The organism is Citrobacter sp. TBCS-14, assembly GCF_005280805.1.
Classification (GTDB): domain Bacteria; phylum Pseudomonadota; class Gammaproteobacteria; order Enterobacterales; family Enterobacteriaceae; genus Citrobacter; species Citrobacter gillenii.
In genome coordinates, this window is record NZ_SZWM01000295.1 from 84,331 (window position 1) to 100,044 (window position 15,714).

12 protein-coding genes and 1 pseudogene are annotated in these 15,714 nt (G+C 50.0%); 3 read left to right on the forward strand and 10 right to left on the reverse strand.

Annotated elements, in window-relative coordinates:
- Positions 1-33: 33 nt before the first annotated feature.
- From FDX22_RS14820 to yihU, 6 genes and pseudogenes are all read right to left on the reverse strand, one after another.
- On the reverse strand, positions 34-927 hold the full coding sequence (locus FDX22_RS14820) for an aldose 1-epimerase (protein ID WP_135912777.1): 894 nt from the start codon (positions 925-927) through the stop codon (positions 34-36).
- Positions 917-2,283 (reverse strand): annotated as a pseudogene (locus FDX22_RS14825) (MFS transporter). Before FDX22_RS14825 ends, FDX22_RS14820 begins: the two are co-directional and overlap by 11 nt.
- A gap of 91 nt (positions 2,284-2,374) precedes the next feature.
- Positions 2,375-3,808 (reverse strand): MFS transporter, encoded by a 1,434-nt coding sequence (locus FDX22_RS14830; RefSeq protein WP_115259813.1) that lies wholly within the window; start codon positions 3,806-3,808, stop codon positions 2,375-2,377.
- Positions 3,809-3,878: 70 nt separating this feature from the next.
- Entirely contained in the window at positions 3,879-4,889 is a 1,011-nt protein-coding gene (locus tag FDX22_RS14835; protein WP_135912780.1) for a zinc-binding dehydrogenase, read from the reverse strand.
- A 32-nt stretch (positions 4,890-4,921) separates the two neighbouring features.
- A complete protein-coding gene (locus FDX22_RS14840; protein WP_146717409.1) occupies positions 4,922-5,809 on the reverse strand; it encodes an aldolase in 888 nt (295 codons plus the stop codon).
- A gap of 25 nt (positions 5,810-5,834) precedes the next feature.
- Positions 5,835-6,725, reverse strand: coding sequence for a sulfolactaldehyde 3-reductase (gene yihU / locus FDX22_RS14845; protein ID WP_115259816.1), 891 nt, complete (start codon positions 6,723-6,725; stop codon positions 5,835-5,837).
- A gap of 172 nt (positions 6,726-6,897) precedes the next feature.
- On the opposite strand from yihU, the gene FDX22_RS14850 reads away from it, so the two are divergent.
- Positions 6,898-7,794, forward strand: a complete 897-nt coding sequence (locus tag FDX22_RS14850; protein ID WP_135912782.1) for a sugar kinase — start codon at positions 6,898-6,900, stop codon at positions 7,792-7,794.
- 39 nt (positions 7,795-7,833) lie between these two features.
- Positions 7,834-8,622 (forward strand): DeoR/GlpR family DNA-binding transcription regulator, encoded by a 789-nt coding sequence (locus FDX22_RS14855; RefSeq protein WP_115259818.1) that lies wholly within the window; start codon positions 7,834-7,836, stop codon positions 8,620-8,622.
- Positions 8,623-8,686: 64 nt separating this feature from the next.
- Here the strand turns inward: FDX22_RS14855 and FDX22_RS14860 are convergent, their stop codons facing one another.
- From FDX22_RS14860 to typA, 4 genes are all read right to left on the reverse strand, one after another.
- Entirely contained in the window at positions 8,687-9,952 is a 1,266-nt protein-coding gene (locus FDX22_RS14860) for an MFS transporter (RefSeq protein WP_096758879.1), read from the reverse strand.
- Positions 9,953-10,051: 99 nt separating this feature from the next.
- Positions 10,052-11,035, reverse strand: coding sequence for a sugar phosphate isomerase/epimerase (locus FDX22_RS14865; protein WP_096758880.1), 984 nt, complete (start codon positions 11,033-11,035; stop codon positions 10,052-10,054).
- Between the two features lie 8 nt (positions 11,036-11,043).
- Positions 11,044-11,754: a GntR family transcriptional regulator gene (locus tag FDX22_RS14870; RefSeq protein ID WP_096758881.1), complete on the reverse strand. Its 711-nt coding sequence runs from the start codon at positions 11,752-11,754 to the stop codon at positions 11,044-11,046.
- A 238-nt stretch (positions 11,755-11,992) separates the two neighbouring features.
- Positions 11,993-13,816, reverse strand: coding sequence for a ribosome-dependent GTPase TypA (gene typA, locus FDX22_RS14875; protein WP_115259820.1), 1,824 nt, complete (start codon positions 13,814-13,816; stop codon positions 11,993-11,995).
- A 379-nt stretch (positions 13,817-14,195) separates the two neighbouring features.
- Here typA and glnA point away from each other — a divergent pair, with 379 nt between their 5' ends.
- On the forward strand, positions 14,196-15,605 hold the full coding sequence (glnA, locus tag FDX22_RS14880) for a glutamate--ammonia ligase (protein ID WP_096758883.1): 1,410 nt from the start codon (positions 14,196-14,198) through the stop codon (positions 15,603-15,605).
- Positions 15,606-15,714 lie beyond the last annotated feature (109 nt).

The following is a 15,714-nucleotide window of genomic DNA, read 5'->3' on the forward strand; positions in this document are numbered from 1 at the left end:
AAGGAGAAGTTTGACTATGCGTGCCAGTCGCGATTATTCGCCTTCATCGTTAAATTGCCAGCGAGACTCAATCACCAGCGGTAAACCAGCGCTGACAAACTGCGGCGTCAGGTTAATGGCATTAGGTGCCTGAGTGAGTGGATTAACACATGTCGCGTCAGGTTGTTTATCAAAGACGACCAGGCTTTGTGCCGCCGATGTCATCACCATACTCAGCTTACCTGGCCATTGTAATCTGACATTCAGACCGGAAGAAAAACCGAAGCAGTCATCCCACGGACCCGATTGTGGAGGAATTTTGTTGCCTGTCGGAAGTTCATTGCTCCCAGCCTCCTCCTGCCAGTCAGCATTGAATAACACCTGCAGTTCTGCATCCTCATGCTGCAAGCCGAGGCGTTTAGCAAACCAAGGATGCCAGCCCGCTGATGCCGGGAATGAACCTGCACCTGAATGAATTTCAAGGCGTAGAATGAGCGTATCCTCTTCAAGGGTCAGCGTTTGCAGCACTTCGCCCTGCCAGGGCCATGGGGATTCCAACGGCATACGCAGCGTCAAGGCATCCGCCTTTTGCTCAACGATCTCCCACGATGAGTAACAAGCCATGCCGTGCAGAGCATGAGGCGGCTTATTAGCAGGCAAAGCATACTGATTCTCCCCCACGTTCAGCGTCGCATACCCAAGGCGTCCCGCCCAAGGCACCATGGGGAAGCAGCCGTATTGAAATGCTCTTCGCTGCGGTTCCCATTGTCGCAATACTTCAAAACCAAACGCCTGTAATGACGTGATTCTGGCACCGTCTTGCGGGAAAAGCTGCAGACGAATATTTCCTTTTTCAAGCAGAACAGATTGACCAACAGGACCCGGCCAAGGGGCATCAAACGCACGCTGTAATGCTTGTCGATGTTCAGTATTAAATTCAGTGTTCATGTAATGGTTCTCTGATATTTCGGTAAGAAGTTAATTCGCGTTAGCGTCATTTTTATTGTCTGAATGGGGCTCGATAAGCCAGACGCAAATAAATGAAAGTATTGAGATAACAAACAGGAACAGTGCGACATACCACGGCTTACCACCGCCTAAGGCCAACAGGCTGGAAGCAATAAGCGGGCTTAACCCACCCAAAATCGCAGAGAACTGGTAGGCAAATGAAAGGCCCGTGTAGCGGACCCGAGTACCAAACATGCGAGTAAACAACGTGGGCTGTACGGCAAACATCATCGTTGGGCCGAGGTTATAACCCAGGATCATACTGCACCAGATAATGAGCGTGCTTTTTGTGTCCAGCAACATGAAGAAAGGAAAGGCAAACAGGATGCAAAAACCGGCCCCAAACAAGTACATTTTCCGCTGCCCTACGCGGTCGGAAATCCAGCCAATCAGGGGACAACAAACAATGCCAATCGCCGATGCGATAAGCATACCGGTTAGCGGAATGTCCCTTGATAACGCAAGCTGACTGGAAATATAGACAATCCCAAAGGCATTAATAATATTGGACGAAACGCTCTCCGCCAGCCTGGCACCTAGCGCCAGCAAAATATTACGTGGATGTTTACGGAAGAGTTCAATCAGCGGGGGCGTTGATTTTTCATGTGGTCTGGCCGGTTGCTGTTGTTGGAAATCCAACGTCTCTTCGGTATGAAGTCGAATGAATAATCCAACAATCAACATGACAGCAGAGAGCCAAAAGGGAATGCGCCATCCCCAGGAAAGAAATTCCTCCTGAGTCAGGAAGTGATTACACAGCGCGAACACGCCTGTCGCCAGCATAATCCCAACCGAAGCCGCCGTTTGCGGGAGCGATCCTAAAAATCCGCGCTTCGCTTCGGGCGCAGATTCAATAGTCATCAACGCCGCCCCACCATATTCCCCACCCAGACCGAATCCCTGAATCAGGCGCAGAACCATCAATATAATCGGTGCCCAGATCCCAATGTCCTGGTAGGTAGGTATAAAACCAATTAAGAACGTTGAGGTACCGACAATACCTAATGTCCAAATCAACGTTATCTTGCGGCCAACTTTATCGCCAAAGTGGCCAAACACAATGCCCCCCAGCGGACGCGATAAAAAGCCGACACCGAAGGTCGCGAAGGCGGCGATTAAACCAATAAACGGATCGCTGTCAGGGAAAAATAGCGGGGCAAAGACCAACCCTGCAGCTGTTCCAAAAATAAAAAAATCGTACCATTCCATTAACGCACCGGCGAAACTCCCCATGACAACGCGTCTCATGGCTTTGCCGGATAGTCCTTCTTTTGGTACCTGTTCACTTTCAGCCATAACTTTCCTCTCCGGGTCGGTGAGAAATCCGCAGAATAAAACCATTGATGAATAAATAAAGCGCGCCGATCTATACCGACGCGCTTACTGACTATTTCTCCAGTTCAGCCAGAACCTCAGCATCTTCAGCGTCAACATTGGCACCAAGGGGTTCCCACTTAATCAATACGCACGTCAGGAATCCGAGGAAAGGAACGATCGCTAACCAATAGAATGCTTCCGTCTTTAACGCACCCCACAACATCGGCCAGAAAATAAGCCCAGCTATCGCGCCGGTACGCATAATGGCGCGGGCGAATCCAACCCCTGTAGGGCGAATCGTAGGTGGGTAAGACAACGTGGCGATGGTCATCCCTAAGCCACCAGGGCCTGCCGAATGGAAGAAAATAATGGCACCTAACAGACCTAATGAAAGCCATGGGTTTGTCGTTGCCAAAGCACCTAATGCCAGTAGCGCAATCGTCACAATAGCAAAGCCATACATCGACTGGAGGCGGGTACCTAAACGCTGGAGGATAAGCGAGCCGATTAACCCACCGGTGATACCACACAGCGCATTCACGACCGCTGAACCAGTGAGCGCTCCGGTTAATCCTCCGCTAAGAATCCCCGCCAGCGTCAGCGGCAAATAAACGCCCACGGCGTTGTATTGCCAGGCCTGCATAGTGGCCACGACGCAGCCGAGGATGGTCCGTTTGCGATAACGGGAATTAAATAAGATGCCGTACCCGCCATGAAACTTACTCTCTGTTTTTTCCGCAGAGCCATCTCCACGTTGTGAAGGCGCCGCAACGCGAGCGTGAACACCATAGCGCTTGGCCAGGATGCCGCACGCCTCATCATAACGTCCGACTCGCGCCGCCCACATGGCGGACTCACCAATAAAAAAGTATCGCAGGATCATGATAATGACCGCGAAAATCGCACCTACGAATATCCCGTAACGCCATAATTGCTCTTCAGCGATGCCCGACAGCAGTAGCGGGAGCAGCACAAGATAAACAACAGTAGTTGATACATACCAGGCCATTTGCCAGAGGTTGACTGACGAACCGGTTTTCTTGGACGTTGAACCACGCAGTTCGGCAACAGCATTCGTTGCCAACGGGAAATCAATGCCCAGACCGAATCCCATAATCACCCGACAAACCAGCACCCACCAGATGTTGGGCGCTATCGCAACGGCTGCAGCACCAATCGTGCACAAACCCATCCCGATGATAAATGCGCGCTTTTGACCAAAGCGATTAATCACGCGGTTCGCCAGCAGCCCACCAATCAAAGCCGCCACTAAAACAGAGGCATTAACCGTTGCCGCAAGCCCCGGTGAGATACCGAATTGCATGGCGATATATTTATTACCAAACCCAACCATTGCCGCCTGATAAGCATCGATAAGGATTCCGCCCAGCGCGATAAAAATGATGCCAACGCTGGTGTTTACTGCTGAATGTTTATTAACAATATCAATCACGTCCTGGGGACGACCGATTGAATAAGGTGCAGGACTGGTGATGTGACTCATCGCAGTATCCTTTTTTCATTGTTGTAGGGTGGCGCTGCCGTGAAGCAGCGCCAGACAGAGGGTAATGCCATCAAGCCTCAGCAAATTGCAGCATGACTTTTATCGAGTCATTTTGCTGCGCACGTTCAAATGCTTTTGCTGCATCCTCAACCGGGAAGAGATCGGTCACCAGTTCACTGGTGTCAAACCGCCCATCTGCCAGCCACTCAATTACCGCATCAAAATCCTCAGGGATATACATGCCTGAATTCAGCAGATCGCGTTCAAAACGCTGCATCATAGGCAGTGGAATTTCACGAGGACCACTCGGAACACCCATGCACATCACCGTTCCCCCGGCATAGACGTGGGTAAAGGCATCATTCAGCGTGGCTTGAGCAGCAACAACATCTATCGCGCCCGTAAAGCGAGCCTGCGGATCCAGTTCACCCGGAGCCAAAACGTCAGCCGCGCCAAGCTTTAATGACAATGCACGCTTGGCGGCATCAGGTTCGATAACGGTGATTTTTCCCGCACCCATAATGCGCAAAGCCTGAACAATGGATAAGCCAATGGTTCCTGCACCAATCACTAACACGCTCTCCAGTGAGGCTTTCGGCATTCTGCTTACACAGTGACGCGCGCAGGCTGCCGGCTCGGCAAAAGCCAGTGCTTTCAGCGGTAGCGAGGCAGGTGCAACATGGCAGTTTCGCGCCGGGACAATATGCTGCGAGCGGGCAAATCCTGGCGCGCGGAAACCAGCTACTTGGGGTGGCTCACACAGATTGAAGCGACCGGCCTTACAGGCACGGCATTCCATGCAGGCCATGATCGGATCGACAACGACATGATCGCCCGCTTTGACATTCGTCACCTCACTGCCCACTTCCGTTACGCGTGCCGCAATTTCATGCCCTGGCACAACCGGAGGTTTGGCAAATGGATGACCCCCTTTCAGTACATGCAGGTCAGAGCCGCAAATTCCGTAGAATACCGGTGCGATGCGGACTTCCTGCGGTTTTAGTTCCTGGTGCGGCAGCTCAATATACTGGGTCGTCACTTTCCCAATATCAGAAAAGAGAACTTGGGTAATTTTTTCCATGGTTCTGCTCCAGATTCGCTAACAATAGGTGATTAACGCTGAGAAATACCTTCATCAACAATTTCAGCGAGGCGTTGTAGACGCGGAACAGACACATCACGCAGCATCGTTTGCGGATCCTGAGCCCCCACGACCGACGCCCACACAGCACGGCCAGCCAGGAACCCGGAAGCACCACCTTTCATGGCGATGCGGACAGCACGGCCAAAGATATCGGCATCAACCCCAGAGGAAAGAATGACCCATGGCATTTTCATGTGTTCATGAAGCTTTTGACATGCGGTAAGCAGGGTCTGTTCATCACCCTTACCACCTAATGGCATTTCGACTTTATAGAGATCGGCATCAGTACCGCCAAGTTCAGCAGCAGCAGCGAGAATGGCACTTTCACGATCAAACTCCCAACCACGGCGAGGAGGACGAACAACCGGCTCGATGATGCTCACCAACCCGACGCTACGACAACGTTGGACAAACTCCTCCACCATAGCCAGACGTGCTTCTGCTGGTTCATCTTCACGCCAAAGGACCAGCAGCTTCATTGCTTTTGCACCCATCTCACGGGCTTTATGCGGGTCAATTGCCCTATCGATTTCCACACTATCAACCGGGATGCCGTTGCCTGGGACAAAATGATCAGCCGCCACAATCAGACCACAAGATTCAGCAACCGCACCTTGTGCCACAATCTGGTCGAGGCAAAATTGTTTATCCGCAAGCACAGCGGAAGCATAAGGTGAAAGAATCTGGGTTGCTGCGACTTTAAAGTCCGTTAATACGCTGTCAGCAACCGGTTTTGGATGCCCAGAAGCCACGAACATCAGGCGCATCGCCTCACGCTGATCGACGGCTAGCATGGCAAATCCACCGCCTGGGCGAGAAATATCTTTCAGCGTGTAGGGGGTATTGTGGGAAGACATAGTAACTCCTGTGAACATTTATAATTTAAAGAGAATCTGGTCGGCCAGCCAACTGACGAACCTGAGATAACAACGCGCTCCAGTCCTGGCGACCTCGGCCGTTTTCACTAGCACGGGTGTAATACGTTTCTGCCGCCACTCCCATATTGAGCGGGGCACCGGTCTGATTCGCGACATCAACGGCGATGCGCAGGTCTTTCAACGCCAGGTCCACCATAAAGGCCGGGGACAAATCGCCCTTCAGCACTTTTCCTGGCCAGGTTGTCGTAAAGTGTCCCTTGCCTGCGGCAGTACCGCTCATGACCTTAATGGCCACATCCAGGCTTAGCCCCAGGGACTCACAAAGCACAGCGGCCTCCGCAGATAAGGCATTCAGCGCAATACTCATGTAGTTGTTGATGAGCTTCACGCGGATCCCCATTCCAGGACCACCGGCTTCCACTAATTCATTGCCCATACACATCAAAACAGGACGCGCACGCTCAACTTGCTCAGGTGTCCCCCCTGCGAGAATCAGCAGAGTTCCATCAATGGCATTAACGGAGGTCCTACCCACTGGCGCATCCATCATGCTGATACCCTTTTCTTGCATCTCATTGAGCAAGGCATCAGTTTGCAATGGATGAATGGTGGACATATCAATCACCAGCGCATCAGGGGACAGGGTTTCGCTCACACCATCTTTGCCCAGCAGCACTTGCCGAACGATGTCGCCATTTGGCAGCATGGTGATAATAAATTCGGCGTCTTTTGCGGCTTCTGCGGGAGTTTGGGCGGCAATCGCACCTTTTTGTACTAACTCCGTAACGGCCTTCGGGTTTACGTCAAACACGCGTAATACATATCCGTGTTGCAACAGGTTGTTAGCCATTGGGCTACCCATCTGGCCCAATCCCAAAAATGCAACGGTTGTCATGAACGGTCTCCTGTCTCAGGTTGACAAAATAATTACAATTAAAAACTCATTTTCGTCTGTTTTTGAGCATATTTGTAATTTATGACTAAAAACAAGACACGCGTCACTAATTTGATCATTTATGTCATTAAAATGAACAAAAGAAGACAAGATCACACAGGACAAAACAAATATGACCAAAATTGCATGCGTTGGAATCACCGTTCAGGACCGAATCTACTCTCTGAACAGCCTGCCTGATGGCGGGGGGAAATATCAGTCAAATCAGTATATGGAGACAGGGGGTGGCCCAGCGGCAACGGCGGCAGTGGCAATTGCCCGACTCGGTATCGACGTCGATTTTATCGGCCGCGTGGGTGACGATAGCTGTGGTAACACATTACTGAATGAACTTCGCAGTTGGGGAGTGAATACTGAATTCTGCCGTCAATATCCCAACGCGCGTTCATCGCAGTCTGCCATTCTGGTCGATCAGCACGGGGAGCGAATCATCGTCAACTACCCGAGCCCTGACCTGGATACGGATGCACAGTGGCTGGAGTCGATTGATTTTACTCGCTATGACATGGTTTTGGCCGATGTACGCTGGCATGAAGGAACATTCAAATCCTTCCAACTGGCACGTGCCGCCGGTGTCATGACGCTGCTGGATGCCGATATGACACCTCAGGACATTACGCCATTAGTGGCGCTTGCCGATCATGCGGTTTTTTCGACTCCAGGGCTTAAGCGGATGACCGGCCTGGATGATGCAGAGCAGGCTCTGAAACTAGCCGCCGAACAAACTGACGGTAAAGTCTACGTTACGTTGGGTGGTGAGGGATCACAATGGATTGACGAAGGAGATTTGTGTCAACAGGGCGCATTTTCTGTCAATGTGGTCGATACAACTGGGGCCGGTGACGTTTTCCATGGTGCCATGGCAGTTGCCCTGGCGGAGAAAATGCCAACCGAGAAAGCGATTCGCTTCGCAAGCGCAGTGGCCGCGATGAAATGTACACAGCCAGGTGGGCGTGCCGGAATTCCTAATCGTGCGCAAACCGAATCATTTTTGTCACTTTATGCGTAAAATAGCCAGTATTTACGGGGAAGAAGTCCAGGAGTATTCATGAGCATCATTGAAGTCACCGGTAATCCGCGACACGATCAACTTGTTCATTACATTACAGAACGCGGCTATATGAATATCGAAGAACTGGCGCAATTGCTGGACGTTTCCACGCAAACGGTGCGCAGGGATATTCGTAAGCTTAGTGAGCAAGGTCTGATCACCCGCCATCATGGGGGGGCCGGACGCGTATCCAGCGTCATGAATACCGCCTTCGAGCAGCGAGAGTTGTCACTTACCCAGGAAAAAGAAGCAATAGCGGAGGCGGTTGCCGATTATCTCCCGGAACGGTGTACTGTTTTTATTACCATCGGTACAACAGTGGAAGCCGTCGCCCGCGCTTTGTTAAATCGTCGGGACTTACGCATTATCACAAACAGTCTTCGCGTCGCGCAGATCCTGTATAAGAATCAAGATATTGAAGTCATGGTACCTGGTGGAACGCTACGCGCACATAATGGCGGAATCGTTGGACCAGGGGCGGTGAACTTTATTGAAGGGTTCCGGGCTGACTATTTGATCACCAGTATTGGCGCCATTGAAGAAGACGGTACACTGCTAGAATTTGATGTTAACGAGGCACTTGTCGCCAAGACAATGATCAAGCATACGCGTAATACACTACTGGTTGCCGATCACACCAAATTTACCGCATCGGCCGCGGTGTCCATCGGTAATATGCGTAAAATCAGGGCATTTTTTACCGATGCCCCGCCGCCCAATGCTTTCAAGCAATTGCTTGATGTAGAGAACATTGAATTGGTCATTGCCGATCAGGAAGCATCCTGATCGTATTGATAAAAAAGCCGCTGACAATCAGCGGCTTTTTCATACTACCTGACGTAAACGCGCATCACGCCTGTTCCGCTTGCAGCATTTTCTTTCTTTCACTGATTCGCTTAACCAGCAGAACAGATGCAATCGCCCCACAGAAAGCGAAGCAGGCCATAATACCAAACACAATTTTGTAGCCGATGAGCCCTGGGTTCAAATCCAGAATATATCCGTACATACTGAAGCAGAACATCGCCGGGGCATAACCGATAAAGCTACCCAGCGCCATTGCCGCACCCGTTTGATTCTCTGCGATTTTGGCCTCACCAATCGGGGCAAAGAATACAGCGCGCTGAGTAAATACGATGGCGCCGAAGCCCAGCGTACACACCATACCTAAATAAACGGGCATACTTTCATGCGGCAGAACGATCAGCAGCAACAGTGCCACTGTGCTGAGCATAAATGTGTAGCATAAATATTTACTCGGTGATTTCAGGATTTTATCTGAGATCAGTCCACCAATCGGGCCACCAACCATTTTCAGGCAATATTGGTTAATAATCCCATAAGCCCCCACCAGCGCGACGGGCAGCATATAAATGTTTTTCAGGAATGGGATAAAGAACGTCAATCCACAATACACGGCATAAACAAAGAAGACGTTAAACGCGATTAACCAAATAGTCTTATCTTTCAGAACTGACGACATGCTTGGATTTTTCGGCGCATCTTCAGCATCATGGATTTTTGCGGCGGGGATTTCCTCTTTATCGTTCAGAACAAAGAAGATGATGATCCCGACCATAATGACAATTGCAGAGTAAAACCAGATACCGGCCTTGAACCCCAACAGACCACTGCCAAACCAGGCAAAGACGGCCAGTGCAGAAAATGCGACAACCGTATCCACAATACCGCGGCCCGTTTCAAAAAAGCCGAACAGACGCCCTTGTTGTTCGCTGTTGCCGAGTCGGCTAACGGATTTTAATAACACCGGCCAGTTCATCATGTCGCAGGTAACACCAAATAACGCCCAGACAAAGAGGATCCCCCAATAGCCAGGCATGGTGGTCAAATAAACCCCCAGCAGCCCCGTAGCAATAAGGGAAAGAGACATAGTGTATTTACGTGGAAGTTTGTCTGCAAAATAAATAGATAAGAAAAAACCTATGGTAGTTACAAATGAGTTCACTGACATCGCGTTACCAATCTGACCGTTAGTCAAATGGAAGTATTCCTGCATCGGAATATAGAACGCATCTTTCAGTGAGGGTAATTTGTAAATTGTACCGCCACACAGCGTTAACAGGCTAAAAAGCGCCCATTTCTTTTTTGTGAGCATAGCATCCCCTAAATGATTTATTTAATCATTTGTTTTAAATATAAAAATACGCCCATTCATCAGGAATGGACTATGAATTCTAAATAAAGGCGTTAGATATTAATAATGAGTTAGAATGTGATGCGCCTCATTTTTAATTTGTTGTAGCACGCTACGCACAAATTGTATTTGTTGGATGGCATCATTTTTTTCTTTAATCAAACGTTCTTCGAGAAGTTCTGGCTCCGGTAGCGGTGTTTCGCTCATCTGGCGCCATGGGATCCAGGGGTTATCTCCTTCATTGTCGAAACGAAATGCCGGGGCGTAATAATCCACTTCTTCTTCCAGCCCGTAAGCCGTTACCTGCGGCTTCTCATCACCTAAGCAAATAAGTTTGGTCAGCAGATCTTTAAACGGCATATCCCCTTGACCCGAAGTACAGGCTTTATGGCCCAGTCCCGCATTCTCATTTACAATTAATGCATCTTTAATATGCACCTGGGTAATATGCGGAGACATTGTGTCTAACGCCGTCAACGGATGCTCATTGGCATTGATCATATTAGCAAAATCAAACAGTAAAGAGAGCGACTCCATATCACTGTTCTGAACTAACGATACCAATTCATGACTCTTTAAATCCTCATGCTGCTCTAAGGTAAAGGTCAGTCCGCTATCCTGATAGCAATCGCGCAAATATTTGATATCCTGCGTAATGATTGCAAGCACCTCTTGAAGATTACCTTCGTAGCGCGGGTAAAACCTCACCGAAGAGGCGCCTGTTTTTAATGCGATAGCGACAGCCTGGTCAATAGCTTTTTTATCAGAAGAACTGGTCTCGATATGCAGATCAAGCTGTAGCTGACGCGCTTTGTCGCCAAATGCTGACAGTGCTTCATCATTCATATTTTCAAGAGAATAGCGTTCACCATCAAGGACGTGGATTTTCACCCCACGCAGATTATTTTCACTGGCAATATCTAATAAATCATTCGGTAATATGCGTTCAACGCGCATATTCAAATGATAAGCATAAGCGTGAAGATAAAGAGGAAGATTATCTACCCGCGCCAGAATTTTATGTGCATTGTCTTTAGTGACCATAAACGTACCTACAAGTTAATGAAGAGATCAACTGCTTCAAATCGCCAATACTCAATATCTATTTGTACGATATTGCCATCGCTGTCAGCCCGGTGTTTTTCAATAAGAATGGCGGGCATTCCAGTCGAACCGCCAATAAACTTGCTAATGTCGCCGGCCATTCTGACAGGTTTAAAAGCCAGTTTTTTGATTACCGTTTCTTTTTTATATTCATTTTCCCATACCGAAGAAAATGACTGACTTTCAAGCTGCTCAATAAATCCCGGTGCGACCTTCGGGTTGATAAACGTTTCATGATAGAAAACTTTATGCCCTTCCAGCGCTCCCCAGCCCGTTATCCGATACAGTTCATCAGACGGTGTTGCTGACACCAACGGCGCGGCAACGTCCGGGTACTGAGAAACCCGGCTTTTCTCGATAAATCCCCAGGAAGGCTCTCTACCCTGCTCGAGCGCGGCGCGCTGAAAGCTTGCTGACAATTCCGGGCTGTAGTTAAAGCGTGCCTGGGTAACGAACCACCCTTTGCGATCCTTACGAAAGATTTTGGATTCAGACTCCAGGTTTAATAGCGCCTGACGTAACGTCATGCGCTTGATCCCCAGCAACTCTCCCAACTCCCTTTCCGAGGGCAGTTTTCCGCCCGGAGTGGTGATCCCATCTTTTAACCAACGATCTAACTTCTCTTTCGCATTCTCAACGGTCGACTGATTACTCGTCATTGTTTAATTCGCTTGGTTTAAACCAGATGGTTTAATCATACGCTGACGATGAAAAAGAAAGCAAACACCCGCGTTGAGCTTTAGAAAAATTTGTGACCAAGCTCTCTTAAGCCAGACATCTTGAGGGGAGAGTATTTCTTGAGGCAGGGAATCAACGTAATCCCGCCGGGAACCAGGGATTGCGGGCAAAAAAAAACCCCACCTCTTAAGGCAGGGTCTTGTCATTAAAGTGCGTTAATTAGTCTTCTTTCGGACCACGCATCGCACGTTTACGATCGTTTTCAGTCAGGTGACGTTTACGAATACGGATAGACGTTGGTGTTACTTCTACCAGTTCGTCGTCATCGATGAATTCCAGAGCCTGTTCCAGAGTCATTTTCTGAGCTGGAACCAGCGTGGTGGCTTCATCAGTACCGGAAGCACGCATGTTGGTCAGTTTCTTACCGGTCAGGCAGTTTACAGTCAGGTCGTTAGAACGACTGTGAATACCGATGATCTGGCCTTCATAAACTTCTGCGCCGTGACCCAGGAACAGCTTACCGCGGTCCTGCAGGCTGTACAGTGCAAACGCAACAGCTTTACCCTGACCATTAGAGATCAGCACGCCGTTCTGACGCTGACCCACTTCGCCCGGACGAACATCGTCGTAATGGCTGAAGGTGGAGTACAGCAGACCGGTACCGGAGGTCATGGTCATGAATTCTGAACGGAAGCCGATCAGACCACGGCTTGGGATCACGTAGTCGAGACGTACGCGGCCTTTACCATCTGGATTCATGTTTTTCAGGTCGCCTTTACGCTCGCCCAGTGCCTGCATAACAGAACCCTGGTGCTGCTCTTCGACGTCCAGCGTTACGTTTTCGAATGGCTCTTGTTTACGGCCATCGATTTCGCGGAAGATAACTTTCGGACGGGAAACCGCCATCTCGAAACCTTCACGACGCATGTTTTCAATCAGAACGGACAGGTGCAGTTCACCACGACCAGACACGCGGAATGCGTCTGCATCCGGAGTCTCTTCAACACGCAGTGCAACGTTGTGTACCAGTTCTTTTTTCAGGCGGTCAAGGATCTGACGAGAAGTAACGTACTTACCTTCTTTACCGCAGAACGGAGAGGTGTTTACGTTGAAGAACATGGTCACGGTCGGCTCATCAACAGACAGCGCCGGCAGCGCTTCAACATTCTGCGGATCGCAGATGGTGTCGGAGATGTTCAGTTCGCCCAGACCAGTGATCGCGATGATGTCGCCCGCTTCTGCAACGTCGCTCTCGATACGCTCAAGACCCAGATGGGTCAGAACTTTACCGACTTTACCGTTGCGAGTTTTGCCTTCGCTATCAATGATAGTGATCTGCTGGTTCGGTTTAACTTTACCGCGCTTGATGCGACCGATGCCGATAACACCCACGTAGTTGTTGTAGTCCAGCTGAGAGATTTGCATCTGCAGCGGGCCATCAAGGTCAACGTTCGGAGCCGGTACACGGTCAACGATGGTCTGATACAGCGGGGTCATGTCTTCCGCCATATCTTCGTGATCCAGACCTGCGATACCGTTCAGCGCTGAAGCGTAAACGATCGGGAAGTCCAGCTGTTCGTCGGTCGCGTCGAGGTTAACGAACAGGTCGAATACCTGGTCAACAACCCAGTCAGGACGCGCGCCAGGACGGTCAACTTTGTTGATAACAACAATTGGCTTCAGGCCATGAGCAAAGGCTTTTTTGGTCACGAAGCGCGTCTGCGGCATCGGACCGTCCATTGCATCAACCACCAGCAGCACGGAGTCTACCATGGACATTACACGTTCAACTTCACCACCGAAGTCGGCGTGTCCCGGGGTATCAACGATGTTGATACGGTAGTCATTCCACTTGATAGCGGTGTTTTTAGCGAGGATGGTAATCCCACGCTCTTTCTCCAAATCGTTGGAGTCCATCACGCGCTCTTGGGTTTCGGCACGAGAGTCGAATGTACCGGATTGTTGGAGCAGCTTGTCTACCAGGGTGGTTTTACCATGGTCTACGTGCGCGATGATGGCGATGTTACGCAAATTTTCGATCACAACTTTGCCTCAGGCATTTTAGAAATAGCGCGTTATTGTACACGGATTAATCGCAGTACAAAACAGGATCACAAACATCCTCCGCAAACAAGTATTGCAGAGTTTCTTTGTGATCACATTCACGGAGCGTTAAAAGGGGTAATCTCATGTCAATTGCACCATTATAGTGCTTAATGTTCACAAAGAGGCACTATAATGGTGCAATACAACCTTCATGGTGCAACCCCTTTGCACGATGATGCGCATGATAACGCCTTTTGGGGGCAATTTAAAAGTTGGCACAGATTTCGCTTTATATTTTTTACGGCGACACGGCCAATTTTTGCAGAATTGAAGACCTCGTTACCACGACGACAATGACCAATCCGGGAGAGTAAGTATGTCCGCTGAACACGTTTTGACGATGCTGAACGAACACGAAGTGAAGTTTGTTGATTTGCGCTTCACTGACACTAAAGGTAAAGAACAGCACGTCACGATTCCTGCTCATCAGGTAAATGCCGAATTCTTTGAAGAAGGCAAAATGTTTGACGGCTCCTCAATCGGTGGCTGGAAAGGCATTAACGAATCAGACATGGTTCTGATGCCAGATGCTTCTACTGCACTCATTGACCCGTTCTTTGAAGAGTCTACTCTGATCATCCGTTGCGATATCCTGGAACCAGGCACACTGCAGGGTTACGACCGCGACCCGCGCTCCATCGCAAAACGCGCTGAAGAATATCTGCGTGCTACCGGCATCGCAGACACCGTGCTGTTCGGGCCAGAGCCAGAATTCTTCCTGTTCGACGACATCCGTTTCGGCAGCTCTATTTCCGGTTCCCACGTCGCTATCGATGATATCGAAGGCGCATGGAACTCCTCCACCAAATATGAAGGTGGTAACAAAGGTCATCGCCCTGGCGTGAAAGGCGGTTACTTCCCGGTTCCTCCGGTCGATTCTTCCCAGGACATCCGTTCTACCATGTGTCTGGTCATGGAAGAGATGGGCCTTGTCGTTGAAGCGCATCACCACGAAGTGGCGACTGCGGGCCAGAACGAAATCGCTACCCGCTTTAACACTATGACCAAAAAAGCGGACGAAATTCAGATCTACAAATACGTCGTTCACAACGTCGCGCACCGCTTCGGTAAAACGGCGACCTTTATGCCAAAACCGATGTTCGGCGATAACGGTTCCGGTATGCACTGCCACATGTCTCTGTCCAAGAACGGCGTAAACCTGTTCTCCGGTGACAAGTATGCAGGTCTGTCCGAGCAGGCGCTGTTCTACATCGGTGGTGTAATCAAACACGCTAAAGCGATCAACGCCCTGGCGAACCCGACCACCAACTCCTACAAGCGTCTGGTCCCGGGTTACGAAGCACCGGTTATGCTGGCGTACTCTGCCCGTAACCGTTCTGCCTCTATCCGTATCCCAGTCGTTGCCTCTCCGAAAGCACGCCGTATTGAAGTACGCTTCCCGGACCCGGCGGCTAACCCGTACCTGTGCTTTGCAGCACTGCTGATGGCTGGTCTTGATGGTATCAAGAACAAGATCCACCCGGGCGAAGCAATGGACAAAAACCTGTACGACCTGCCACCGGAAGAAGCAAAAGAGATCCCACAGGTTGCTGGCTCTCTGGAAGAAGCACTGAACGAACTGGATCTGGACCGCGAGTTCCTGACTGCAGGCGGCGTGTTCACCAATGAAGCGATCGATGCGTACATTACGCTGCGTCGCGAAGAAGATGACCGCGTGCGCATGACCCCGCACCCGGTAGAGTTTGAGTTGTACTACAGCGTTTAATCGTTTGAGTTGTACTTTCCAGATAAGGTCGCGTCACGCGCTGGCGCGATAACCTGGAATTGAGTTGCCGTGGAAACTTTCAGCCCATCACACGATGGGCTTTTTTCTC